The 24,490-nt window shown below is 39.6% G+C and carries 23 protein-coding genes; 2 read left to right on the forward strand and 21 right to left on the reverse strand.

Features of this window, described 5'->3' with window-relative positions; all coding sequences use genetic code 11:
- Positions 1–286 precede the first annotated feature (286 nt).
- The 16 genes from narJ to RGU12_RS10730 all read right to left on the reverse strand — a co-directional run bounded on the left by narJ (position 287) and on the right by RGU12_RS10730 (position 18,739).
- The gene (gene narJ, locus RGU12_RS10655) at positions 287–889 is read right to left on the reverse strand and encodes a nitrate reductase molybdenum cofactor assembly chaperone (RefSeq protein ID WP_309536063.1); all 603 of its coding nucleotides are present in this window, start codon (positions 887–889) and stop codon (positions 287–289) included.
- A complete protein-coding gene (narH, locus tag RGU12_RS10660) occupies positions 886–2,388 on the reverse strand; it encodes a nitrate reductase subunit beta (RefSeq protein WP_309536064.1) in 1,503 nt (500 codons plus the stop codon). The genes narJ and narH overlap by 4 nt, the downstream gene beginning before the upstream one ends.
- Positions 2,378–6,055, reverse strand: a complete 3,678-nt coding sequence (locus RGU12_RS10665; RefSeq protein WP_309536065.1) for a nitrate reductase subunit alpha — start codon at positions 6,053–6,055, stop codon at positions 2,378–2,380. The genes narH and RGU12_RS10665 overlap by 11 nt, the downstream gene beginning before the upstream one ends.
- Positions 6,039–6,323 (reverse strand): hypothetical protein, encoded by a 285-nt coding sequence (locus tag RGU12_RS10670; RefSeq protein ID WP_309536304.1) that lies wholly within the window; start codon positions 6,321–6,323, stop codon positions 6,039–6,041. Before RGU12_RS10670 ends, RGU12_RS10665 begins: the two co-directional genes overlap by 17 nt.
- Positions 6,324–6,388: 65 nt before the next feature.
- Complete coding sequence (locus RGU12_RS10675; protein ID WP_309536066.1) at positions 6,389–6,706, reverse strand: hypothetical protein; 318 nt, start codon at positions 6,704–6,706, stop codon at positions 6,389–6,391.
- Positions 6,707–6,736: 30 nt separating this feature from the next.
- The gene (locus RGU12_RS10680) at positions 6,737–7,162 is read right to left on the reverse strand and encodes a hemerythrin domain-containing protein (protein WP_309536067.1); all 426 of its coding nucleotides are present in this window, start codon (positions 7,160–7,162) and stop codon (positions 6,737–6,739) included.
- Between the two features lie 518 nt (positions 7,163–7,680).
- Positions 7,681–9,180 carry a nitrate/nitrite transporter gene (locus RGU12_RS10685; protein WP_309536068.1) on the reverse strand — a complete coding sequence of 500 codons (1,500 nt, stop codon included), beginning with the start codon at positions 9,178–9,180 and terminating at the stop codon, positions 7,681–7,683.
- A gap of 186 nt (positions 9,181–9,366) precedes the next feature.
- The gene (locus RGU12_RS10690; RefSeq protein ID WP_309536069.1) at positions 9,367–9,927 is read right to left on the reverse strand and encodes a nucleotidyltransferase family protein; all 561 of its coding nucleotides are present in this window, start codon (positions 9,925–9,927) and stop codon (positions 9,367–9,369) included.
- Between the two features lie 4 nt (positions 9,928–9,931).
- Positions 9,932–10,972 carry an XdhC family protein gene (locus RGU12_RS10695; protein WP_309536070.1) on the reverse strand — a complete coding sequence of 347 codons (1,041 nt, stop codon included), beginning with the start codon at positions 10,970–10,972 and terminating at the stop codon, positions 9,932–9,934.
- A gap of 24 nt (positions 10,973–10,996) precedes the next feature.
- Entirely contained in the window at positions 10,997–11,479 is a 483-nt protein-coding gene (locus RGU12_RS10700) for a (2Fe-2S)-binding protein (protein ID WP_309536071.1), read from the reverse strand.
- On the reverse strand, positions 11,457–12,305 hold the full coding sequence (locus RGU12_RS10705) for an FAD binding domain-containing protein (protein WP_309536072.1): 849 nt from the start codon (positions 12,303–12,305) through the stop codon (positions 11,457–11,459). The genes RGU12_RS10700 and RGU12_RS10705 overlap by 23 nt, the downstream gene beginning before the upstream one ends.
- Complete coding sequence (locus tag RGU12_RS10710) at positions 12,302–14,623, reverse strand: xanthine dehydrogenase family protein molybdopterin-binding subunit (protein ID WP_309536073.1); 2,322 nt, start codon at positions 14,621–14,623, stop codon at positions 12,302–12,304. The genes RGU12_RS10705 and RGU12_RS10710 overlap by 4 nt, the downstream gene beginning before the upstream one ends.
- Before the next feature lie 146 nt (positions 14,624–14,769).
- A complete protein-coding gene (locus RGU12_RS10715) occupies positions 14,770–15,273 on the reverse strand; it encodes an FUSC family protein (protein ID WP_309536074.1) in 504 nt (167 codons plus the stop codon).
- A gap of 219 nt (positions 15,274–15,492) precedes the next feature.
- Complete coding sequence (locus tag RGU12_RS10720; RefSeq protein ID WP_309536075.1) at positions 15,493–15,942, reverse strand: YueI family protein; 450 nt, start codon at positions 15,940–15,942, stop codon at positions 15,493–15,495.
- 190 nt (positions 15,943–16,132) lie between these two features.
- Positions 16,133–17,164, reverse strand: a complete 1,032-nt coding sequence (locus tag RGU12_RS10725) for an alpha/beta fold hydrolase (protein ID WP_309536076.1) — start codon at positions 17,162–17,164, stop codon at positions 16,133–16,135.
- Between the two features lie 144 nt (positions 17,165–17,308).
- Positions 17,309–18,739, reverse strand: coding sequence for a DEAD/DEAH box helicase (locus tag RGU12_RS10730; protein WP_309536077.1), 1,431 nt, complete (start codon positions 18,737–18,739; stop codon positions 17,309–17,311).
- Positions 18,740–18,926: 187 nt separating this feature from the next.
- Between RGU12_RS10730 and RGU12_RS10735 the strand changes: the two genes are divergently transcribed.
- Complete coding sequence (locus tag RGU12_RS10735) at positions 18,927–20,120, forward strand: MFS transporter (RefSeq protein WP_309536078.1); 1,194 nt, start codon at positions 18,927–18,929, stop codon at positions 20,118–20,120.
- A 51-nt stretch (positions 20,121–20,171) separates the two neighbouring features.
- On the opposite strand, the gene RGU12_RS10740 is transcribed toward RGU12_RS10735, so the two are convergent.
- Both RGU12_RS10740 and RGU12_RS10745 read right to left on the reverse strand, forming a co-directional pair.
- Positions 20,172–20,549, reverse strand: coding sequence for a hypothetical protein (locus RGU12_RS10740; protein WP_309536079.1), 378 nt, complete (start codon positions 20,547–20,549; stop codon positions 20,172–20,174).
- Positions 20,550–20,909: 360 nt separating this feature from the next.
- Positions 20,910–21,641, reverse strand: a complete 732-nt coding sequence (locus RGU12_RS10745) for a Crp/Fnr family transcriptional regulator (RefSeq protein WP_309536080.1) — start codon at positions 21,639–21,641, stop codon at positions 20,910–20,912.
- Positions 21,642–21,947: 306 nt separating this feature from the next.
- Here RGU12_RS10745 and RGU12_RS10750 point away from each other — a divergent pair, with 306 nt between their 5' ends.
- A complete protein-coding gene (locus RGU12_RS10750) occupies positions 21,948–22,379 on the forward strand; it encodes a GAF domain-containing protein (protein ID WP_309536081.1) in 432 nt (143 codons plus the stop codon).
- A gap of 24 nt (positions 22,380–22,403) precedes the next feature.
- Here the strand turns inward: RGU12_RS10750 and RGU12_RS10755 are convergent, their stop codons facing one another.
- Genes RGU12_RS10755 through RGU12_RS10765 form a run of 3 tightly spaced genes read right to left on the reverse strand, consistent with a single transcriptional unit; the run spans position 22,404 to position 24,488 of the window.
- On the reverse strand, positions 22,404–23,909 hold the full coding sequence (locus tag RGU12_RS10755; RefSeq protein WP_309536082.1) for a nitrate/nitrite transporter: 1,506 nt from the start codon (positions 23,907–23,909) through the stop codon (positions 22,404–22,406).
- Positions 23,909–24,190 carry a hypothetical protein gene (locus RGU12_RS10760; protein ID WP_309536083.1) on the reverse strand — a complete coding sequence of 94 codons (282 nt, stop codon included), beginning with the start codon at positions 24,188–24,190 and terminating at the stop codon, positions 23,909–23,911. Before RGU12_RS10760 ends, RGU12_RS10755 begins: the two co-directional genes overlap by 1 nt.
- Positions 24,177–24,488: a hypothetical protein gene (locus tag RGU12_RS10765; RefSeq protein WP_309536084.1), complete on the reverse strand. Its 312-nt coding sequence runs from the start codon at positions 24,486–24,488 to the stop codon at positions 24,177–24,179. Before RGU12_RS10765 ends, RGU12_RS10760 begins: the two co-directional genes overlap by 14 nt.
- Positions 24,489–24,490: the final 2 nt, after the last annotated feature.

The raw sequence follows: 24,490 nt of genomic DNA on the forward strand, positions 1-24,490 counted from the left end.
TTTTTCCACAATATCCACGTTATCCACATAAAAGCATCCTTTTTATCCACATTGTCCACATTATCCACAGAGTTATGAACATTTCCCCGCTATAACTGGCAGTAAGACTCCTTGTAGAAATGCAAGCAGTGTAAGTGGGTGTTCAACTGCCAGTAAAAGCCCAATTAAGAGAACAAAGACTATAAGCGCCACGTCCTGTGGCAACGTCTTTGTGACCTACATCCTGTGGACCTCAACTAACATTCTGTGGAGGATGAACAAAACCCCCACTGAATGAAGTTTCACTTTATTGATAAAACATCGGATATGGGAGGTCTTCTAAATCGGCCTTTTCACGCTGATTTTCTAACAATGTGATTTCTTCTGCTTCTGGTGCTTCAAAGACAAACATCATTAATAGGTCCATAATCCGGTGATATGGATTCGAATCAATAAGGTTCTTATGAATTCGATCAACCGCAAAGGCTAAGCGGCGGTATAACCGTTCAAAGTTTTCGCCCTCCGGTGCATGTGCTAATAACTCAAAAAGCATGGGGATATAATCTACAATTTCCTTACCGTTATATTCAAATCCACCTTCGACAATTAACTTTTGAAGCTTAATTAGTGCTGCTCCTCGTTTTCGGCTATCCCCTAATTCATGTGCTGTTAAATATAGTCCTGTTTTATCCTTATAATCGAACGTTTCTACGTAAAGCTCCTGTAATTCAAGCAATGGCATCTTAAAGAGAGGTGAAATTCTTTCTAAAATTTCATTTCTCATTTTTACAGAACCCACTTCATCATTCACATATTCTTCGATATCCGGATACCCTTCAAGAAGGGTTTGATCCGGATAGTCAAGGATGCGGGACATGATCATTAATATCGCTTTTGCTTCATTAGTCATTGATTTCCACTTCTTTCAAATGGATATTTCACCATTCCTTCTGGCGGGGCTAAATCCTCAATACTACATGCGCCTTGTTTATAATGAAGGTCTTCGTCCATTTCGCGGCGACCAGTTGGAATCACAAAACGTTCATTGTATTTGGCAACACCTAATAAGCGCTGCATTTCTTCTAGCTCTTCTGGTGTTGTATTTGCTTCCTTTAACAGTTTGTTCATTGACTCGCCATCAATTCCTCCGACCGTCTTAGCCCGCATGTGAACACGCATGGCAGCCATTTTTAGTAAGACACGACGAATAACGCTCGTATCATCTGCTGATAAAATCGATGCCAAGTACTCCATTGGAATTCTCATATCATCAACGGCTGGAATATAGCCATCTGCACTTAATGACTGCTCATTTGTGATATGGTTCATGATTGGACTGAGTGGCGGAACATACCACACCATTGGCATTGTCCGGTATTCAGGGTGCAGTGGCAATGCAATCTTCCACTTCATCGCCATTTTATACACGGGTGACTCCTGTGCACTTTTAATCCAACTTTGATTAATTCCTTGCTCTTCTGCTTTTTGGATCACTTCCGGGTCAAATGGATCTAAAAAGACAGAAAGCTGTGATTCATATAAGTCTTTCGGATCTTCAACAGATGCTGCTTCCTTCACGCGATCCGCATCATATAAAACAACCCCGATATAGCGGATTCGACCTACACATGTTTCGGAACAAATGGTTGGTAGACCCGCTTCTGTACGTGGATAACAGAAATTACACTTTTCCGCTTTATGCGTGTTCCAGTTATAGTACACCTTGTGGTATGGGCAACCATTCATGCAAAAACGCCAACCACGACAAGCATCCTGATCAACCAGAACAATTCCATCCTCGTCCCTTTTGTAAAGCGCACCTGATGGACAGGAAGCTACACAGGATGGATTTAAACAATGCTCACAAATTCGTGGTAAATACATCATGAATGTTTTTTCATATTCCATCGCAATATGCTCTTGAAGCTTCTGCACATTAGGATCCATTGGAACAACTTCACTACCACCCGCCAGGTCATCGTCCCAGTTTGGGCCCCATTCCGGCTTATCCATGTATTTCCCTGTAATCATTGATTTTGGGCGTGCCACAGGGATATTTTCCCCTTTTTTAGCCCAATGAAGATGCTCAAAATCATATGTCCAAGGTTCATAAAAATCATCAAGCTCTGCCATATTTGGGTTGTAAAAAATGTTTGCCAGTTTGGATATTGGACCACCAGCTCGAAGGTGTAGCTTGCCATTTCTTAATGTCCAGCCACCCTTATAGCGATCCGTGTTTTCCCATTCTTTTGGGTACCCTGGTCCTGGGCGGGTTTCGACGTTATTGAACCAAACGTACTCCATGCCTGGTCGATTGGTCCATACATTTTTACATGTGACAGAACAAGTATGACAGCCAATACACTTATCTAGGTGCATCACCATCGCCACTTGTGCCTTAATCCTCAAGCCAGTCGACCTCCTTTAATGGGCGAACAATTGTCAACGTATCTCTCTGGCTACCTGTTGGTCCATAATAATTGAAACCATAGCTTAGCTGTGAATAACCACCAATCATATGTGTTGCCTTTGGATAAATTCTGGTCACGCTGTTATGTGTTCCACCACGATTTTTATTAATTGTATTTCCAGGCACTCCCATTGTGCGGTCTTGGGCATGGTGCATATAAACCGCTCCTCGCGGCATTCTGTACGTTAATACAGCCCTTGCGACAACGGCACCGTTCCGATTATATAATTCAATCCAATCGTTATCTTTAATGCCAATTTCAGCAGCATCCTCTTCATTCAACCAGACAACCTGCCAGCCTCTAAAAAGCTGAACCATGTTGCGGGTATCTGTGAACATCGTGTGGATCCCCCATTTTTGGTGAGGTGTCATGTATCGAAGAGTAATGGACTTCCCACGATTCTCAACCTCTTTTTCACCCTTAATAAAAGGACCTTTGTTAATTGGCGGAAGATAGAGCGGCAAACCTTCACCATAATCGAGCATGACTTCATGATCTAAATAGAAGCTTTGTCGACCCGTAAGAGTATGCCACGGAATGTGGTACTCTTTGTTGACTGTAAAAGGTGAATAACGACGACCATCACTTTCCAACCCACTCCAAACCGGTGTTGAAAGGGTTTGTCTTGGTTGAATGGTCAAGGCATCTAAGGTAAAATCCTCTTCCTCACGCGCTTCTGAAATATGGCCCAACTTCTTCCCAGTCTTTTGCTCCATCGATTTCCAGCCTTCAACCGCACGCTTACCATTTGTTGCTCCTGACATGAGAAGAATCGCATTTATGGCTTTCACATCGGAATATAAGGAAGGAAGACCTTTTCCAACCCCTTGTGATTTTGATGGCCCAAGTCGGTCCAATAAAGATTGGAATACCTTATCTCCAGGGATTTTAACCCCTTTCGTTCCGTAGCCATTTTTAATATTCGGTCCGACAGTTATCCACATGTCATACACATTTGGATAATCACGTTTCACGAAATTAAGGTTAGGCATCGTTTTTCCCGGAATTCCTTCCACTTCACCTTTACGCCAATCCTTCACTTTTCCAAAAGGTTGGGCGATTTCATTGATTGTGTCATGGGCAAGTGGGGAAATGACGAGATCCTCCTGTGCCGGCAAATGATCTTTGGCAAGTTCTGAAAAGACTTTTGCAATTTCCCTAAACGCATCCCAGTCACTTCTTGTTTCCCATGGTGGACTAATTGCCGCATTAAATGGGTGAACGAATGGATGTAAATCTGTTGTACTAATGTCCTGTTTTTCATACCAGGTTGCAGCAGGAAGGATGATGTCAGAGAACAGCCCAGAGCTGGTCATCCTAAAATCCATACTTACGAATAAATCGGTTTTTCCTTCAGGTATTTTTTCAGAAATCTTGACGTCCTTTGGCTGCCAAGATTGTTCTGGGTCTGATAAAACCGTATCCTTTGAGCCAATTAAATGCTTAACGAAATACTCATGGCCTTTCCCACTGTCTCCTAATAAATTGGAGCGCCAATTAAAGAAGACTCTCGGAAAGTTCCGTGGGTCATTTGGATTTTCAATCGCAAAATCAAGTTTTCCATCGACAAGTTGCTTTGCAATATCATCAATCACAGCCTGGTCATCACTGTTTTTCGAACGAGCTTCCTTCATGACATCCAATGAATTTTGCGATAGTGTTGGAAAGCTTGGTAACCATCCTAGACGTGCCGACATCGCATTAAAATCAGCCGGATGCATGTTGGAATATTTGCTGCCCCAGTCTGTCTCCCTATCATCAAAATCATATTCATAACGGAACTGTTCGGTTGCAAAGTAGAAAAACGATGTACCATTCATTAAACGCGGTGCTTTCACCCAGTCATTCGCAAATGCAATTTGGGAAAAGCCCTCTAATGGACGAACCTTTTCCTGCCCCACATAGTGAGCCCAACCACCACCATTGACACCTTGTGACCCTGTTAACAGTACAAGATTCAAAATAGCACGATAGATTTGGTCACTATGGAACCAGTGGTTTGTTCCTCCACCCATTGCAATCATCGATTTACCTTGGGTTAGAGCTGCATTTTCTGCAAATTCACGCGCTACCTGGATCACGTGTTCCTTTTTCACACCCGTAATGCTTTCCTGCCACGCAGGAGTGTATGGTCGAGTTGCATCATTATAGTCAGTCGGATAGTCACCTTGAAGTCCTCGGTTAATACCCGTGTGAGCAAGCATTAGATCATAAACGGTCGTCACAATCAATTCATTACCAGATTGGTCCTTCATCCGTTTAATTGGGACACTGCGAACCACTTTTCCGCCCTCTTTTTCTGCGAAATAAGGGAATTCTACCATCACGACTTCATCCGAATCTTTGATAAAACTTAACTTCGGATTGATACTCGCACCATCCTCCGTTGTCATATCGAGATTCCATTTTGTGCTGCTATCCCATCTAAAGCCCTGGCTTCCGTTTGGAATCGCGATTTGATTTGAATTTTCATCCCAAACCACAGTCTTCCATTCACCAAGCTCTTGTTGATCGGAAAAGTCAGACGCACGCAGGAACCGGTCAGATCGATAGTTTTCTCCTTTTTTATTTAGTGTTATGAGGAACGGCAAATCTGTGTATTGTTTCACATAATCCCTAAAGTAAGGCGTTTCTTTATCCACATAAAATTCCTTTAAAATAACATGGGTCATGGCCATTGCAAGCGCACCGTCTGTCCCCGCTTTTGCAGGGAGCCAAATGTCGGCAAACTTGTCATATTCCGCGTAGTCTGGGCTAACTCCGACTACCTTTGTGCCGTTGTAACGAGCTTCCACCATAAAATGTGCATCAGGTGTTCTCGTTTGCGGAATGTTAGTCCCCCATATAATGAAGTATTTCGTGTTGTACCAATCACCGCTTTCCGGAACGTCGGTCTGGTCACCCCACACCTGTGGTGATGCTGGCGGTAAATCTGCATACCAATCATAGAAGCTAAGAATAGTTCCACCAATTAGGGATAGGAATCTAGCACCACCTGCATAGCTAACCATAGACATAGCCGGAATCGGGCTAAATCCTACGACCCGATCTGGCCCATATTTTTTAATGGTGTAAATGGTAGATGCTGCAATGATTTGGCAGACGTCCTTCCAGTTGCCTCTCACAAATCCACCTTTACCACGGGCAGAAACATAAGCCTTCCGCTTTTCCGGATTAGAAACGATATTTTCCCATGCTTGTACAGGATTACCAGCCTTCGCGACTTCATCCTTCCAAAGTGCGAGGAGGTCACCTCGTACATATGGATATTTCACCCGTGTTGGGCTATATGTATACCACGAGAAACTTGCACCACGTGGACATCCGCGAGGCTCGTAGTCTGGAAAATCGTCCCCGGTTGACGGATAATCTGTTTGCTGAGTTTCATAGGCGATGATTCCGTCTTTGACATGGATTTTCCAGCTACATGAGCCTGTACAGTTCACACCATGTGTGGAACGGACAACCTTGTCATAAGCCCAACGCTGGCGATAGATTGATTCCCAGTCACGTGGCCGTGGATTTTCTTCTGTCCAGCCATCGTTTATACGCTCTCCACGCACTAAATGCTTTAGCGAGCGGAAGAGACTATTCTGCTTTGCCAATGTCTCCATCCTTTCCCTTTATGATTTTTGCCAATGGGTTAAAGTCTTCACCTACTAACCTGAAGCTTTGTGTACCTGCTTGAAATTCTTCAAGAAATACCTCCCAGCTCGATGCATTTGCTGCCGCTAAAATGAGGCGCTGAAGTGTACTCATATCCTGGATTTCATAGATTTCTTCGACCATTTTTCCTGGAATATCACCAAATCTCATCCGGATTACTGCAATCAAGTCTTCCCGATCATCAATTAACATTGCGTCATTCTCCATTGAAAACAACAAACCAACTCCTTTTTAGAAAAGTTACCAGCCTCAACTTTTAAACTAGTAAAAGTCTATAGTTTAATCATCTTGTAATAATCTGAAATCAATTGATTCTTACATTTTTCAGCAGTTTCTTTGAGAAAGTCAGTAATCTCTTCGTCTGGATTCTTTGCCTGCTCAAAGGTTACTAAGGCTGTGACAGATTGCGAAAAGGATTGTGAGAATCTTAATGTCAAATCATAGCCCTTTTCTTGCTTTACAACAGTTGCATAAATATCGTAGGAATGAATGTTATATGAAGAAAAGACATCAACCATCTTTTGGTATAAGTTTGGTGCTGCAAACCTTAGCAATTTTTCCTCAATTACATCTTTTTTACCCATTTTCATCCCCTTTCCTCCGTTTCCTAATTTTTCATATTATTCGTTGTTGGCTAGCAATTTATTCATCTCATCATCGTTATGGATCTCATCGATAATAATTAAGCTGTCCAGGAGAGGAATCATGCGATGATCTGCCTCTTCTGTCTCTAAGCTTTTCTTCATTGTTGCAACAATGCGACGCATTAAATCGTGATCTCGTGTTAATTGATTCACGATTTTTTCTAGCTTTGGATTACTCTCGATCATTTCTTTATATAAGCCCTCTTCTTCTGAATCAGCATGCTTCAGTGTTCTAGATTCCCAATGATCGATTGCCACCTCCGCAACCTGTAGTGCTTTTTCTTTATCTTCTTCTTCAATACACTTCCGAAAGAGATTTCGAAGCTCCTTCGCTTCATGTAAAGCCGCCTCATGAATCGCTGAATGAGCATCTGTTTTTCGTAAACTTGGTCCTGTTGCCACTATGTTCATCCTTTCTAATTTGAACTTTCTTCTTAATCCTTTCCATCTTGGGTTTGGTTAAACTTCTTTGCTTACAATTGGTAGGAAAATGTCATAATTGCGGGTAAACAAAGTTAGTTGGAGTTGAAAGTATTGAAGTGGGATTGTGTGTTAAGTTTGGAGAAAAGTGTTTTGGATTGAAGATTTGCGTCGGTACTTCGGAATTTGCGTATTTTTTGGGATTTTTGTGTCGCGGTTCTAGGATTTTGCGTCTCTTCTGGGATTATATGCGTCGGAGTTCATGAATTTGCGTCTCTTCTGAGATTTTTGCGTCGGCGGCTACGGATTTACGTCTTTTCCACGATTTTTGCGTCGGTGCCCAAGGATTTGCGCATTATTTCGTGGATTTGCGCTTTACTTTTATATTTGCGCGTTAACTCGTTGGATTTGCGCATTATTTTCAATAATTGTGCTATAACACGGTTACCACCCACTTTTTCCAAGCCCAAATAAGAGCTGAGGTCGCCCCCAGCTCTTATTCACGTCCCATTTTCAGTTAAGTCGTTGAAGAGGCCAACGTAGTATTTGACCTCACCCGCTTCATTTTTCACTTCACTTATGGTCAGCCATTCCCGATAGACCTCTTTATTTTTGCGTCGATTCCAAATTTCACCCTGCCAGTACCCTTGATTGCGGATTGAATTCCACATCTGATCATAAAACTCTGAACCATGCTTTCCGGAACGCAGAATGCTTGGTGTTTTTCCGATTGCTTCTTCCGGCTCAAATCCCGTAACTGTTGTAAAGGCTTGGTTGACCTTTTGAATGACTCCCTTTGGATTTGTGACCATCATCCCTTGGGCTACATTCTCAATAAGCTTTGCTTCAAGCTGAATTTTTTCAGTGTAGAACATCCACACAACGAATACAGAGCTTAATAATGCAAACATAGCAAGCGACATAAATCCTATTGCATAGTGACCCGTCATACCAAACACAATCGAAAGCACAATGGGTGGGAAAAATCCACCTAGACCACCCATCGCCGATACAATTCCGTTGACAATCCCAGCTTGCTTTGAAAAATAGTACGGTACTAGTTTAAATATCGTTCCATTTCCAGTCCCTGCAAAAATGGATACGAGCAAGCAACCGATTGTGTATAAAACAATATCTGGTGTGAAAGCCAGGAGTACTCCTGCAAAAGTGATGACATTAAAAACAATGAACAAAATTAAATAGGGATTGAATTTATCACCGAGCCATCCCCCGACAGGTCTCATGAGCGTTGCCAGTGTAATAAATCCAGCCGTCCTCAAGCCTGCGTCAACGGTTGTTAACCCAAAATAAGTAACTAAAAAGTTCGGTAAATATACAGTAAACGCAACAAATGAACCAAATGTGACAAAATAAAATAAGCTGAGGAACCAAAGCTTTTCATTTTTGTACACACTTTTAATCTGTTCGCTCAATGGTTTATTGACTTTAGGTTCATTGCGGTCACCAAGTAAAAAGTTTAAGAGGGCAAATAAAATAACCGGGATGAGAAATAACCGTACCGTGCTCTGCCACCCAATATTTACTGCAAGCACGGGGGCTGCAAAGGAAGTAATTGCTGTCCCGATATTTCCTGCACCGTATATCCCGTTCACAAATCCGTGACGTTCTTTCGGGTAATACTTCGGTAAAGAGGTAACCCCAATCGAAAATAAGGCTCCCCCAACCCCGATGATCAGTCCGCCAATTACTAAATCAAACATAGAATCTGCAATACTAATATAAAAAATCGGAAGGATTAGGATAATAAAACCTATAAAAAACAACCATCTAGCCCCATATCGGTTTGTCCAAAAACCTAATAAAATTCTGAGCAGAGAACCTAAAATAACCGGAACGGCGGTGACGATTGCTGTTTGGTTATCTGTTAATGGAATATCCTGCTTTATACTCGACATCAGGGATGACAGAATCACCCACACCATAAATCCAACAACCAAACTTGCAGTTTGAAGTGGCAGCTGCAATTTTTGCGTCCTCATTCTTTGTTCTCCTCCTCCAAACATTCCATTTTACATTTTCCCTAGTTTATGGAATTACAAGAAATTCAAACATACTTTTTGCAGATAGAAACTGGAAGTTCCTTAAAGATTTACAGCAAGCAAAAAATAAGGCATTATATCATAGGACTTACATCAAACCTATATATAACACCTTAACCTAGTTAGTTATTCAAATTTTTTGATGGCTTCATAATCTTCGGGTGTATCGACATCTCTTACTTTTTCAATCTCGGTATCATATAATATCTTTTTATCAAAATTGGCGATTATTTTTTTTGCACCGATATCCCCGTGCAATTCCATAAGTTTCGGAATCAATTTTTTCGAAAATAGGATGGGAGGATACACAACTTGCTCATTCCTGTACCCAAGAATTTCTTTCGATTTTTCAAATCCATAAGCATTTATTAGAAAATCAATCATTTTGGAGGTTACCAATGGTTGATCCGCGAGTAAAATAATCACTGCATCTGCGTTCTTTTTTATCGCTTCCTTCAAACCAGTTTTTATGGAGTAAGACTGACCCTTGTCGCTCTCTTTTGACGGAATTGTCTTCCACCTTTCCTGATATGGATTTGAAAACAAAGTTGAATCAATCCATGACAATGGATCATTTTCGTTGGTGATTACAAGAACATCATCTAATGAAGAATTAAGGGCGTTTTTTAGTCCAATTGAACCTAAGGGGAGCCCCTTAAACTCAAGCAATAATTTATTCTTTCCCATTCGACTACTCTTTCCTGCTGCGAGGTAAATGCCCACCACTTTCATATATTGCACCTTCCCCTACTTTTTCACCTCTCATTACTAAAATCATTTCTGCCAGAATACTTATGGCTATTTCAGTCGCTCCCTGTGCACCAATAGACAAGCCTACTGGTGCTGAAACCCACGGGGGTTTGGAATTTTGATCAAACAATAAATTAATTCTGTGCTTGGATCCTAAAATACCAACATAGCGAAGTTGCTTTTTTAATAGGTACGATACAATTTCTTTATCTCTTTTTAAATTGTGTGTCATTAAGACAACAAAATCTTCATGAGTGAAGGTAAGCCTCTGAAAAACATCATTTGGAAACCCAATTATAAAATCATCTGCTTGTAGCAAGTGATCTCGGTTACAGAGTGATTCCCGCCAATCACAAACAATTACAGAAAACCCTGTTTTGGCCGCTAATTCCACTAGAGGTTTTACATCGGGTCCAGCCCCAAATATGATCAGTCGTTTTCTTGGAAAATAGGTATGGTAGTATACTAGATTTAACAATCCTGATTTAGTGGGCCATTTGCTATTAACTAAAGTTCCTATTCTTTTTTCACCAATTAATTCTCCATATTCTGTACGGTATCCTGAAAATTCAACGGTAAAATTTGAGGAAAACTTGATTACATGCAGTACCCTTATCCCACTCTTCAATTGATCACGAACTCTTTTTAAGTTCTCTTTTAGGTGATCATTCACCATTTCTAGTAAAATATAGATTATTCCACCACAGCCAATTTCTTGTCCCCATATAACATCGTCTTCTACCGTAGAATCGTAAACAATCGTTTGGCTTTTCCCATCATTAAATACTTCTTTCACTCTATAGCTCAAATCCTCTTCTATACAGCCAGGGCTAATCAAACCACATTTTTTTCCATCCTCGAAAAACAACATAGAGGTGCCTTCCTTTAGATAGGCAGAGCCCTCTACATGAATGATTGTGGCCATTACACTTGGTTGATCACTCTCTATTGCCTGTTCTATTACTTGAAAAACATCATGCATGTTTCTCCCCAACTTTCTACATAACTAATCGTCATGCGAAAAGTTTATGACTGATTTGACCGCTTTCTCAATTTCTAAATAACTTGTACAGCGACAGATATTTGATTCGAGCCACTTCGTAATCTCTTCATCTGAAGGATTCCTCTTTGATTCTAGTAAAGCATGGCAATTCATAATAAAACCCGGTGTACAATATCCACATTGGAAGGCAAAGCAATCAACAAAAGCCCCTTGAATCGGCGAATCTAAACCTTCAATTGTAACGATTTCTTTACCAATCGACTCTATAGCCAAGTTCAGGCAGGACTTTTGAGCAATCCCATCAATAATAACCGTACATGCCCCGCAGTCACCGTTTAAGCAACCGGGTTTCGCGCCTGTTAATCCTAATTTAGAGCGTAAAACATCTAAAAGAATATCTGATTTGCGAAAGGATACCTCTGATTCCTCCCCATTTATCCGTAACGTTGTGCTTACTTTAAATTCAGATGTCTTCAGAGTTCTCACCTCCCAATGTTTGTAGCACATCATAAAGGATATTTTTTAGCACAAAAATTCTGTAACGGGAAGTGCCTTCCGTGTCATTTAAGATAGGTACGTTTAAGCTGTTAATGGCAAGTTCAATTCTTTCTTTATAGGACAGTTCTGTTTTGTTTAACGCATCTTCTATTTGATAGGAACGAAAGGGAAAAGGTGAGAGACCGCTAATCGCAACTCGAATACCTTGTTTAAATTTAAGAGCGGCCACAGTCAATAAAGGATAACCTGTATTCCATTGTCGTCTCCTTTTTAAAGTGAAAAAAGGAACTTCTAAAAATTTGCGATTTGTTTTGATTTGCATAAGAAACTCGCCTCTTTTTAATCGAAGCTGCTCGTTAAATATTTCTGTAATAGGAACACTTTTTATTCCTTGGTTGCTTGCAATAATCAAGATGCTATCCGTAAGTAAAAAAGGCAATACCGCCTCCCGATAAAAAATCTGTCCACATATGTTTCCACCAACTGTAATCTTATTTCTCGATGTACGGTCGGCAATCTCACTAACTGTTTGGCTCAATAACGGAAATAGGTTCTTCTCCTCAATAGTGGTTAGCGTGAGAGCTGCACCTAATACAAGGAACTCCTCATTTAACTCGTGAACATTACATTCAAGGATATTATTAATATCGATAACTGAACCTGTTCTTACTATATTTAATTTTCCTAGTGTAATAATCTCTGTTCCACCCGAATAATACATAGGGGATTTTCCATCTTTATCTGACTCATTGAATAAACTTACTGCTTCCTGATATGTTTTGGGGTTGTGGTACTCGAAATCATAGGATATCAAATCTCCGCCCCCTTACATCTCCATATTAATTCAGGTGTCACTGGTAGTTCATTAAGTTCTGCACCCGCTGCAAGAGTAAGGCTATTAGCTAGTGCTGCAGGCATCCCTAATAATCCGTGTTCTCCAACCCCTCTCGCCCCGTAAGGAGCATCTATCTGAGGTGTAGTCACAAAATCTACAAGATAGTCCGGATTCTCTCCGTAATGAATTGGTCTATAGGTTCGAAGCTGTGGGTTTGTGATTCTTCCTAAATGATCAAAAATAAAGGTTTCTCTCCCCGCATACGCTAAACCCATACTCATAGCTCCCATGACTTGACCGACTGCTGCTTTATGATTTAAGACAGTTCCAATATCCACTACCGTTACGGCTTTTTTGAGTTGGTATGTAAAATCTCTTTTATCGTATTCTACTTCGACCGCATGGGCTGCTACAGTCCATTCCGGACCTGGTTGACCTGCGCCAGTATTAGGATCTAATTTTGTGATTCTCCTTATCACATAATTCCCATGACCAATAATTTGACCACCAATTGTATTTCCATTTGGAAATTTGTATCCATAGACGACTTCTTTAAAATCCAAACTTACTTTTGGATTATCGCGTAAGAACACTTTACCATCGGCTACTTCGAGGTCTTCCGTCGATACCCTTAATACACAAGTAGCAATGTTTTTTATTTGTCTAATCACGTCTTCCGCCGCTTCTAATACTGCTCTTCCACCCATAAAAGTCCCTCTACTGGCTACTGTCTTCCAATGCTCCGGGGTTGTTTGTGTGTCGATCTGCATTCTTACGTGTATTTTATCAATGCTTAGTTTCAATCTTTCTGCAAGAATTTGAGCCAATACAGTCTTTGTCCCTGTTCCAATTTCAACTACACCTGACATTAAATTAATACTTCCGTCTGGATTAAAAGTAAGGATCACACCTGAACTTGCGTCAGGATCAATAGTAGATGTTTTCCAACTACACGCAATTCCCTTAACCCGAATTTTTCTTTCATTTACTTCTTCGATTTGCCCCTGATTCCAGTTAATCAGTTCTTTTAAGCGATCAATACACGCTGGTAAATTTCCAACATTGCTTCTGTTTAAAACAACTTGTGTCGGAGTTGTATGCCCAGGTAGTATCGCGTTTTTCTTTCTTAATTCAATTGGATCCATTCCTAGTTTTCTTGATAGTTTATCCATTGTTCTTTCAAATGCAAATAGTACCTCCGAATGACCAAACCCTCTAAATGGACTTCCATATGGGTGATTCGTGTATATGCAGTATGAATTGCACCATACATTTTCGATATGATACGGTCCTGTACAATCAACTCCGCCAGCACGGCTTACATCAATCGCTTTATCTGAATAAGCCCCACCATCGAAAAGATAAACTATTTCAGCCGCTTTAATAATTCCTTCCTTAGTACTTCCAATCTTTACTTTCGCTTCTAAACCAACATGACATGGCGCAGTCGTTAAATCTTCCTTTCGTGTATATGTAAGTTGTACACGCCTTCCTCCGACTGCTAGCGAAGCAAGATAAGCAAGAATTTCCCATTGAACAGGAGCCTTTCCGCCATAGCCTCCTCCTACAAGAGGGGTTTCGACAACAATTTTTCCAACCTCTATATTAAAATAAATACTCAGTAATTTTTTCACCATAAAGGGTGCTTGTGAGGAAGTCGTAATGTAAACATATCCATCTGGTTTAATTTCTGCTGTTGCACTTCTCGTTTCCATCGCTGCATGGCTAGATGGAGAAAACTTATACGTTCCCTCGACAATCACTTCCGATTGCCTCCAACCTAGATTCATGTTCCCTTTCCGTATTTTTGTCGTATTGGAAATATTAGAATTTGGTGTAGGATAAGCTGTTCCGATAATTTCATAATCAGCCAAGTTTGGGTGTATGATTGGAGAATCTTCTTTGAGGGCTTCTGATGGATTATTAATGACAGGTAGTAATTCATATTTTATATCAATCAACTCTGCTGCTTTTTTGGCAATTTCCGGGCGGTCCGCCACTACAAGAGCTACAGGTTCTCCATAGTATCGTACTTTCTCTACAGCAATTGGGGGGCGATCCCTTATTTCTTCACCCGTAAGTGGAAAATCCCTACTCCCAAGGATTATTGCTTTTACACCAGGAATATTTTTGGCTAATGTATCATCTATTGACACAATTTTCGCATGTCCATATGGACTTGTTTTCATTTTTACATGAAGTGTATGAACGGATTGTTCATCGGCTGTATACATTGCTCTTCCTGTCACCTTGTCAAAGGCTTCTTTTCGAATAACACTTTTCCCTATAATGTTCATTTTTTTCACCCCCAATTTTATCTTCTTTATAATATATGGAGGTGTCTTGAGAACTTTCCCTTTTTTCATTTTCGCAGAACCCACAAAAAAAAAAGAGAAGCAAATTGTCCTCTTTTTGTGTTAGCTATATCGTATGTTGTGTAGCATTACTTCAACCTTTGTTCGGTTGAAGTTTTTCGTGAAAATATCCGGAACCAAACCAATTGAAGGATACCCGCAACTAATACACCTACAAATGAGTCTCTCAGCCTGTCCATGGCGTAGCTCTTTGATTGGTGTTCAAAAACAAAAACAAATAGGATCGTAAGTGAGACTTGATGGAGGACCTTTTTGTCCAATTTTAAATACATGGAGATGTAACATCCTAAAAGGATTAACACTCCCAAGACCCAACCCTCAACAGGTAAGTGTTTTGCTATTAATACCGTAACAAAAATTCCTATTATCGTTCCAATCATTCGTTTTATCGAAAGGCTAATCGTTTTGTCCATTGTAGATTGGATAGTTAGGATGACAGTAAGTGGAGCTAAATAAGGATGATGGGAACCTAAAAGTTCGGCTAATTCCCAAGATATAATCGAGCCTATAGATAATTTCCAAGTTAGGATCGATAAATTTTTATTTGAAAGTTGTTTTTTCTGTAATTCCATCATAGGAAACCTCGATTATGTTTACTTTTTTCGTACAAGGCTTGGGTAGTTGAATTTACCGATTAGGTGTTTCTTTCATAATAAAGCTTAACCTGAGCTTTAGGTTTATATGCATAGGATTTACATCGCTCATCTATTACAAAGGCACATAAAAAAGCATGGGAACAAATTTCATTCCATGCTTTTCTGGTTCTGTAATAACTTACTTAACCTGTTACCTTACTTTTTAAAGCTTTTTTTAAAAAGTGAAAAGAGTCCTTTTTTCTCGGTGTTTTTCGGTTGTGTCAAATCTGTGTTAACTTTATAACCGATATAGATGTCTTCTTTGTCAATCGCATGATCAAGCGCAAGTACAAGTCCGAGGTCAGAATTATAGTCCTTGTTTGTGACAATGGTGTATTCAATGTTATTTGCACTCGCCAACTTCACATACTTGGACAAAAAGCGATAACTTACATGGCCATTCAAGTACATATGTACTTTGTTGTTCTTTTTACAAGCCTCTTCAATCTCCTTGTATACTTTATTCTCTCTGACCTGAGATTGTGTAAGTGCAAATTCGACTCGTTCTCGAATGGTTCCAAGAAATTTTTTACGTTCTTCTGGCTTTATTTCCTTTGCTCCGTGTATGCCCTGTTGAAGATAATCATCCATGTTTGGCTTCGTCATACCCGGTCCTCCCCTTCATCGATCAGCTTAGTTATTCCCCATTATACCAATACCTCGCTCCTTTTATCAGTATTCCTACCTGCATGTCTGTGTTCAACATAAAAACCATATGAAAGAATGACGGTAAGGAACCGCTAAGATGAATTCGTTAAAAGTGATATCCAGGGGGCGATATTCCATTACATTAAAACTACTTCATTTCCAAATGTTGCAGTTCTTCAATTAAATATTTTTCATTTAATAATGTATCCTCCGGATGAAAGGCATGGGCTGATTTTTCTACCCATACTATACGTTTCCCTTTTGGTGCATGAAGCCGATTTACAAACTCCTCTACTAGACTTCCATTCACATGAAAATCATGTCTTCCGTGAATAAAAGTAACTGGAATAGGAAGTTCGGGGACTGCTTCCATAAAATTATTCTCTGCTAGCTCCTCAATGAAAGCTTGTGAGTAAATAAGCTTAAATCCTTTATAATATGTATGGTACACATCTTTAAGCGAATACTCATCCGATCTGACCATATCCATTGTAAGCGCTAGAAGACCAGGTGCATTTTCGGTTTGATAAACCAATGTATTAAAAATACGTTGCCACTTGCGAATTAGACTCCATTGGACAAAACTTTCTATGTAAGGGGGCTCACCTACATTTTCTAATTGACCCATTGCTTTCTTATTTCCACGTCTTTTTGCTTCTTCCTTTAGCCATTTCAAAGCGAGTCGATCATTTTCCGTCCAACTAATAATCTGTGAAAAACCAATATACGAATAGAACTTTTCAGGATACAAAGATACTAAATTTAAACCAATCGTTGTACCCCAGGAATGTGCAGCAAGGAAAATTTTATCTTGCTTAAATCTATCCCGTAAATAATCTGTTAGTTCATTCGCATCCGAAATAAATTGTTCTATCGTCATAGAATCTTGTCGAATTTCCTTATGATAAGATTTACCTGTACCCCTCTGATCCCAAAATACAACAACGAAGTTTTTCACAAGTTCCTTCGTATTTGTCACAATCGTATAGTCACGCCCCTTAGAGGAGACACCTGGAAGCGGCATAGACGGACCGCCATGAATAAACAATATAACAGGTTTCGAAACATCAACCGCTTGAATTAAAATACATTGCTTAATGCCCCCAAGTGTAATTGTCTCAACGGATTGTATCCCACTAGAAGGAATCTCAAAATCGGGCTTTTTCGATAATATCCCCACACCATCCAACCTCTCAAACTATAGAATTAAATACTATCTATTTCTACAAATACAGGAAATTTCCTTTTTTGCACGTTACTATGTATGGAATAGAGGAACGGGTTCTGTCCCATCTAAAAAAACAAATGAGTGACAGAACCTGTCTTATCTAGCAATATGTACCTTAAGCAGTTTTCCTTTTATCGTTGTATCCTTCATAGCCGCTAGAACAAGCGGCGCTTTCCCGTTTAGGATGTCTACATATGTTGCGTTTTCCTGAATGGTAATGATCCCAATATCTTCAGCGGTTACCCCAGGGATTTTTGCAATCGTTCCTACAAAGTCTACCGCTCGTAGCTTCTTTTTCTTTCCACCATTAAAGTAAAGCTTTACAATGTCTTTGTTAACTTGCTCTGCTTTATCGTGCTTAAGTCGTGGCTTAGTGATCATCTTTTCTTCGAAAGCTGATTTTGCACGAGCGACCTCGGCATGACTTGGAGATTCGATTCTCTTAATTCCTTCGCCAATGTATTCTTCGATTTCCTTAACTAAGTTCTCTTCTCTAGATGTTACAAAAGTTATTGCTTTCCCAGTCTTACCCGCTCGACCTGTCCTACCAATTCGGTGAACATAACGTTCTTTGTCTTGAGGAACATCAAAACTGATGACTAGAGAAATATTCTCAACATCTATCCCCCGAGCGGCAATATCAGTGGCCACTAGATAGCGAAATTTTCCTTTTTTAAAATCATCCATAACGGCAAAACGCTCTTCTTGGACCATGCTTCCATGGAGTTTATCACAGGAATAATGGGCTTTTTTCAGCTTTCGATATAAATCGTCCACACCCTGCTGCGTCCTGCAAAAGATTATACAGCTATCCGGATTCTCAACAATCGTAACAGCCTTTAATAAGGAAAACTTGTCTTCTTCATCCATATTAATTAATAAATGATTAATAGTTGCTTTAGCTGACTCTTCTACCTTGATATACGTTGGAGATTTCATATACCGAACCGAAAGATTTTCAATATCTTCCGGTAAAGTTGCAGAGAACAACATCGTAACTCGATCTTCTGGTAGTGCTTTGATAATAGCCTCTACCTGTTCAATAAAACCCATATTCAGCATTTCATCCGCTTCATCAATTACAAGAAATTTTAGTTGATCCACAAACAGAGTTCCCTTATGAAGGTGGTCTAACACCCTACCAGGTGTCCCAACCACAACATGTGTCTTTTGCTTCAGTTCTAGCTTTTGCCGCTCATAGGATTGTTTTCCGAATACGGCGGTAGCCTTTATTCGCTTAAACCGACCAATGTTGATAACATCATCCTTCACCTGTGCAGCAAGCTCTCTCGTCGGAGTTAAAATCAAAGCTTGGGGCTTGTTTTCTTCCCAATGTACTAATTCACAAATCGGAATCGCAAACGCTGCCGTCTTACCGCTTCCCGTTTGCGACTTTCCAACAATGTCCTTTTGCATTAATGCAACTGGAATGACCTTCGCTTGAATTTCAGTCGGTGTTTTATAATGCAAACCCGAAAGTGCTTTTACGATTTCATCACTTAAATTAAAATTAGCAAAACTCTTCATCAGAACGACCTCGTTTTTTTCTTTTATTATACCCTTTTGTCTTATCTTGCTTGTCTATCCGAATTTTGTCGAATTTTTGGTACATATTCTCTTTGACTTCTACTTGAAGTTGTAATAACTTAGTATAGTTATTGAAAAATAGATTGGAAAAATAATTACTTTATCATAAATAAAAAGAGGTGGATCGATGACGGCGGATCAACGAAAAAAAATGATCATTTTGATGATCAATATGTTTATTGCAATCGGGAGCTTTGGAATTATTATTCCCATTTTACCTGCTTATCTTGAATCGATTAATGAGGGTGGAAAAGCAGCTGGCCTCATGATTGCCATATTTGCAGGAGCACAATTTATTTTTTCACCAATCGCTGGAAAGTGGACGGATCAATATGGCCGTAGAAAAATGATTATTTACGGACTAACAGGTTTGACACTTTCCATGTTTATTTTTTATTTCGTGAATTCCATTTGGCTCCTGTATGCATCTCGAATTGTAGGTGGAATTGGTGCAGCCCTTCTCATACCAGCGATATTTGCCTATGTAGCTGATATTACAACAATGGAACAACGTGCAAAAGGGAATAGTTATATATCAGCTGCTATGTCACTTGGAATTGTTGTGGGACCTGGAATTGGTGGATTTTTAGCGGACTATGGGATAAAATTTCCGTTTTTAATCTCCGCATTAGTTTCTCTTGTGTCGGTTATTTTCTCCTTTGCGGTTCTAAAGGAAAGCCAACAAAAGGTAGAAGGCTTCATGCCTGTTGATGATGAAACAATGGCCAAAAAACTTGTACGTTCAGTACGTATGCCATTTTTCATTCCATTGATAATCACTCTTGTGATGAGCTTCGGTTTGATGGCATTTGAATCCGTTATTGGACTGTTTGTCGATAACCAATACAATGCAACCCCACAGGACATCGCGTTAATGGTTACATCCACTGGGCTTGTTAGTGTAATTGTGCAATTATTTGTGGTGGATCGTATGGTCACTCGCTTTGGAGAAGGTAAAATCTTAAACATCTTTATTTCTGTAGCTGCTATCGGCTTCCTTCTTTCAATATTTGCGAACAGTTTTGGACTCTTTTTTGGCATTTCGCTGCTCATCTTCCTTGCGACTTCTATCCTACGTCCAGTGTTAAATACCTTGATTTCTAAGCTTGCAGGTAACGAACAAGGATTTGCAATGGGGATGAACAATGCATACATGAGCATTGGAAATATATTAGGGCCAACACTTGGTGGATTGTTATATGACGTCCAGATCATTTATCCATTTGTTTTAGGTCTATTACTTCTTATGGTCACGTTATTCATTACAATTCTTTGGCAAAAAAACTCAAAGACGAAAACTCGTGTAAAAGCATTGGTATAAAAATAAGCGTATGGATTCGGAACTTGATTGCCGAAGCCATACGCTTTTTTATTATTTATAGACATTCGTTCTCAGATTTTCTTTAAATGTGTGTATCAGTGAGAGTATTGATTGTTGAAGGTCGTCAAGGTTGGATTCAAGGAATAACATATCATGCTCTCCCGCTTGCGCCGGGTCAAACTCGTCTTTGGAGTTTAGGACGAGCACGACCTTACTATCTGGGAGATGCTTGGATATAAAGGAACCAACTTGAAAAATATTGTAAATATAGGATTGAGGCAAAAAGACCAGGGACTCCTTGTACACTCGTAGCTTTTCATAAAGCTTTGCCTCATGTGCAAGCCATTCTACCTGAAACTCACTATCTTCCAAACTTGCTTCAAAAATTTCGATCATTTTTTCGTTTTCTACTAATGAAAAAATACTCACGATAACACCTCAATTCTAACATTGAATAGAACCAAAACTTTCACTAATAAAAAAACTAATTGCGATTGTACCTAAAACTCTTCTTCATTTTCTTTTCCTCCCAAATTCGCCACCATTTGTTCTTTATACTGAACCACCTTTAGTATATACCGAACGGAATATATTGAAAACACGTAAAATAGTCTGTTTGTTCTATATAATGACTTGTTTTCTCTTTAAATCTCTATTATTCTTTACTTTACTCAAAAAATGTTCTTTAAAAAGAATGTTTCGTTTCGTTCTTAAAATGAAACGCAATAAAGGTGACCTCTTGTAGGTCACCTTCTTCAATAGTGGGACAAGGAAGCTGTCCTTGTGTCCCTAATGCACTCCACCTGAATATTCGCAAATCTCGTATAGTCGATTCATGCGGTAAATAACTATTTTATGGTCATACATTTCAACGATTCCTTCTCGCTTCCAGCCATTTAATAGACGATTCACGCTTTCACGAGTAGTTCCGATGAAATCACCTAAATCCTTGTTTGTTAACTCGATAGAGAGTAGAATTCCATCCTTGCATTTGACACCATGTGTTGTGGTTAATTTGATTAATGTCGATGCCAGTGCACCTTGTTTGTCAAGGAATAGGAAATCGTACAATTTGTTTTGCATAATACGTTGTGTCCAGCCAATCCAGCTCATAAATTCCACTGCAAAGTTACCGAATTGATATAATAATTTTTTCAAGTCACTCATATGGATAATGCCAATTTCCGTTTGCTCTTCTACATCAGCGCGGTAATTGTAATATAGTTTTTCGGTGAAACCGCCAAATTCACCAATTAGACTTCCTTTTTCTTTTATCGATAATAAGAAGTCCTTCCCACGTTCTGAGGATGCACGAAGCTTCACTCTTCCAGAAATAATATAGTACATTTTTTCTGCTTCCTCACCTTCCCAAAAAAGGTGAGTTCCTGCGGCTACCTGTCTAATACGCATAATGCTTTTAAATTTATTTAAGTTTTCTTCCGATAGAAATTGATCGATGCTTTCATTAACTGACTCTATGTGAGGAACCTCGTTATTTAATTCCTGTATAATCATTGCCATTTTGAATCCCCCCGCCACGACTTTATACTATAATCATACGGCTAATAGTGATAACAAGGTATCGGGGGAACTCCTGAACTTTCCTTCCAAATTCCCCTATTTATTTTCCAATGATTTTCCCCTAGCCAAGCACACTCTTTAAGAATTTCCCTTAAAACAGGTCTAAATATCATCTTTTAAAGCAATAAAGTTAAGGGAATTCCCTGAGATACAAAGACATGAAAAAGATTTACAATAGATAGGAAGACTAAATCTATTTTTCGTTGATATAAAGAAATCACCATCAGTAATCGAGGAGAGATTCTCATGGAAGCGATACAAGTGGAAATTGAACAAAAACTTCATGATTTGTGTATGAACACCTCAAGTGATTTCTCTGCGATTGCACATGTTGATCAAGGGAATCAGACAATCCGCTGGGAATATGCACATGGTTATACAAATAACCGCTTTAAAAACATGGTGATTCGGCCTGGCAAAGGGTTATCAGGCTCTGTTGTCCGTTTTGGCACAACCATGATTTTGGATATTGAAACTCCTGATCGGCAGCGTACTCGACTTCAATACCCGATCATGCTTGCTGAAAACCTGGTATCAGCAGTAGCTGTTCCTATCCATATGAATAACAAGGTTGGAGGAGTCCTTCTAATCGGCTCACGCACTGAAGTAAAATACACAAAAGAACAAGTAGAGCTCGTAAAAAAGGCAGCAAGTGAAATTGCATTAATAAAAAAATGAATCCCGCGATAGGATTCATTTTTTTTAGCCTTCTTTAATTCGTTTTCCGGTCATATCACTAAGCATACCCGCGTATTGTACAATATCCCCGGAGTCATTTTTAATCGCGCTGATTGTTAACCATTGTAAATAATTCGATCCGTCCTTGCGTTTATTCCAAATCTGTCCTTGCCAGAAGCCTTCTGTTTCAATCTTCTTCCAGAGCTCCTGATAAAATTCCTTTGTCTGTTTGCCAGATTTTAAGATGTTTGGCGTCTTCCCAATAATTTCATCTTCAGAAAAACCTGTAATTGTAGTGAAAGCTGGACTTACAGAAATTATTTTCCCGTGTGAATCGGTAACCATAATTCCTTCAGCCGTATGGTCGATGACCTGTTTCGCTAGCTCCATTCTTCCATTATAATACATCCATACCACAAGAATTAAGCTTGCTAATGCTACCTCAGATAAGGCCATAAATCCAATTGCGTAATGTCCGTTTACATGATAGAGGATTCCTAAGAGAATAGGTGGAAAAAATCCTCCTAGTCCACCGATTGCAGAAACAATCCCATTCACAATCCCCGCTTGCTTTTGGAAATACATCGGCACTAATTTAAAAATAACTCCATTACCGATTCCCGCACAGAAAGCAATCGTTAAGCATCCGACTGTGTACCATCCGATTGATGGTGCAAACGATAAAATCATCGCAGATACGGTATAGCATCCGAACACAAACATTAATAGCTTTAGAGAATGAAAACGGTCAGCTAGCCAACCACCGATTGGTCGCATGATAGTCGCAAGCACGATAAAACCCGCTGTTCTTAGACCCGCATCGATCTTATCTAAACTGAAATTCTCCACTAAGAAGTTTGGCAAATATACGGTAAAAGCCACGAAAGACCCGAATGTAAGAAAATAGAATAAGCTTAGAAGCCATAGTTTTTCATTCTTATAGACACCCTTGATTTGTTCCATCAATGGGGTTTGCACCTTAACTTCCTTTTTATCTCCTAATAAAAAGTTTGCCAAAATAAAGATTGCTAGAATAATTAAATAGAGCTGAACAGTTAATGACCAACCAATTTTGGTCGCAATTACAGGTGCTGCGAACGTGGAAATTGCCGTTCCAAGGTTCCCTGCACCATAGATTCCATTAACAAATCCGTGTTTTTCCTTTGGATAATATTTTGGTAATGATGTTACACCTACTGAGAACACCGCTCCCCCGATCCCAAGGAAAAGTCCCCCAACTAAAAGATCCGCCACTGAATTAGCTATACTAATATAGTAAACTGGAAACAATAATAAGACAAAACTAAGTAAAAAGATCTTCCTTGCACCAAATTGGTTGGCGTAATATCCAAGCGGAACTCGCAGAATTGATCCAAGGATGACAGGTACTGCAGTGACCAACGCTAATTGATTTGCTGGGATTGCAATATCCTCTTTCATAAATGGTAAAAGGGATGAAATAAGTACCCAGATCATAAAACCAACGATAAGGTTTAATGTTTGTAAGGGAAGTTGAATTTTTTTAACCACTATGACCACTTCCTTTTTTTTACGACATAGGTTAATCCCGCTTGCGGATCAAAGGCTGACCATATGTCGTCGCTTATGGCTACCTCTGCTGTTAACGGCACAGCAAAAAATTGAAGTCGGTCAAAGTAAATTCGAAGATGGGTTCCATCAGGACATAGCTCTGCTTTAATAATTTCCTTTTTCACAAATGGGGCTTTATCATCCCCGTCTTCATCCAAAATGGAGACTTCCACATTTTCCGAAATAAATGATTCCAAACTTTTGATTTCAGTTAACTCCACAGCTGCTGCACCCTCTCTTTGCAGGATAGATAAACATTTTATAGCCTTGAAGATAAGACCAAAAACCTTCCTCGGCATGTGTTTCGATGTAATCGACCACTTCATCCTCTGATTGCCATCTACTCATACCCTTTACCTCAGCAATCACAATTTCAATGCCTTCTTCCGTCTTTTCTTCCAAATACCAATTCAACCGTATACCCTTAAATAGATTTGTTAAGAGTTCATTGATTTCATCCGTAAAATTTCCGGTTGCCTCTCTAATAAAACAAAAATCAAGATAGGTTTCGCTGTTCATGT

Source organism: Ferdinandcohnia sp. QZ13, from assembly GCF_031324165.1.
GTDB lineage: Bacteria > Bacillota > Bacilli > Bacillales > Bacillaceae_L > Ferdinandcohnia.

What these genes read in the sequence shown, in the direction of transcription:
- narJ (WP_309536063.1), bottom strand. Translation starts at nt 889, where the DNA reads ATGACTAATGAAGCAAAAGCGATATTAATGATCATGTCCCGCATCCTT.
- RGU12_RS10670 (WP_309536304.1), bottom strand. Translation starts at nt 6,323, where the DNA reads ATGGAGAATGACGCAATGTTAATTGATGATCGGGAAGACTTGATTGCA.
- RGU12_RS10675 (WP_309536066.1), bottom strand. Translation starts at nt 6,706, where the DNA reads ATGAAAATGGGTAAAAAAGATGTAATTGAGGAAAAATTGCTAAGGTTT.
- RGU12_RS10685 (WP_309536068.1), bottom strand. Translation starts at nt 9,180, where the DNA reads ATGAGGACGCAAAAATTGCAGCTGCCACTTCAAACTGCAAGTTTGGTT.
- RGU12_RS10690 (WP_309536069.1), bottom strand. Translation starts at nt 9,927, where the DNA reads ATGGGAAAGAATAAATTATTGCTTGAGTTTAAGGGGCTCCCCTTAGGT.
- RGU12_RS10695 (WP_309536070.1), bottom strand. Translation starts at nt 10,972, where the DNA reads ATGCATGATGTTTTTCAAGTAATAGAACAGGCAATAGAGAGTGATCAA.
- RGU12_RS10710 (WP_309536073.1), bottom strand. Translation starts at nt 14,623, where the DNA reads ATGAACATTATAGGGAAAAGTGTTATTCGAAAAGAAGCCTTTGACAAG.
- RGU12_RS10715 (WP_309536074.1), bottom strand. Translation starts at nt 15,273, where the DNA reads ATGGAATTACAGAAAAAACAACTTTCAAATAAAAATTTATCGATCCTA.
- RGU12_RS10720 (WP_309536075.1), bottom strand. Translation starts at nt 15,942, where the DNA reads ATGACGAAGCCAAACATGGATGATTATCTTCAACAGGGCATACACGGA.
- RGU12_RS10730 (WP_309536077.1), bottom strand. Translation starts at nt 18,739, where the DNA reads ATGAAGAGTTTTGCTAATTTTAATTTAAGTGATGAAATCGTAAAAGCA.
- RGU12_RS10735 (WP_309536078.1), top strand. Translation starts at nt 18,927, where the DNA reads ATGACGGCGGATCAACGAAAAAAAATGATCATTTTGATGATCAATATG.
- RGU12_RS10745 (WP_309536080.1), bottom strand. Translation starts at nt 21,641, where the DNA reads ATGGCAATGATTATACAGGAATTAAATAACGAGGTTCCTCACATAGAG.
- RGU12_RS10750 (WP_309536081.1), top strand. Translation starts at nt 21,948, where the DNA reads ATGGAAGCGATACAAGTGGAAATTGAACAAAAACTTCATGATTTGTGT.
- RGU12_RS10765 (WP_309536084.1), bottom strand. Translation starts at nt 24,488, where the DNA reads ATGAACAGCGAAACCTATCTTGATTTTTGTTTTATTAGAGAGGCAACC.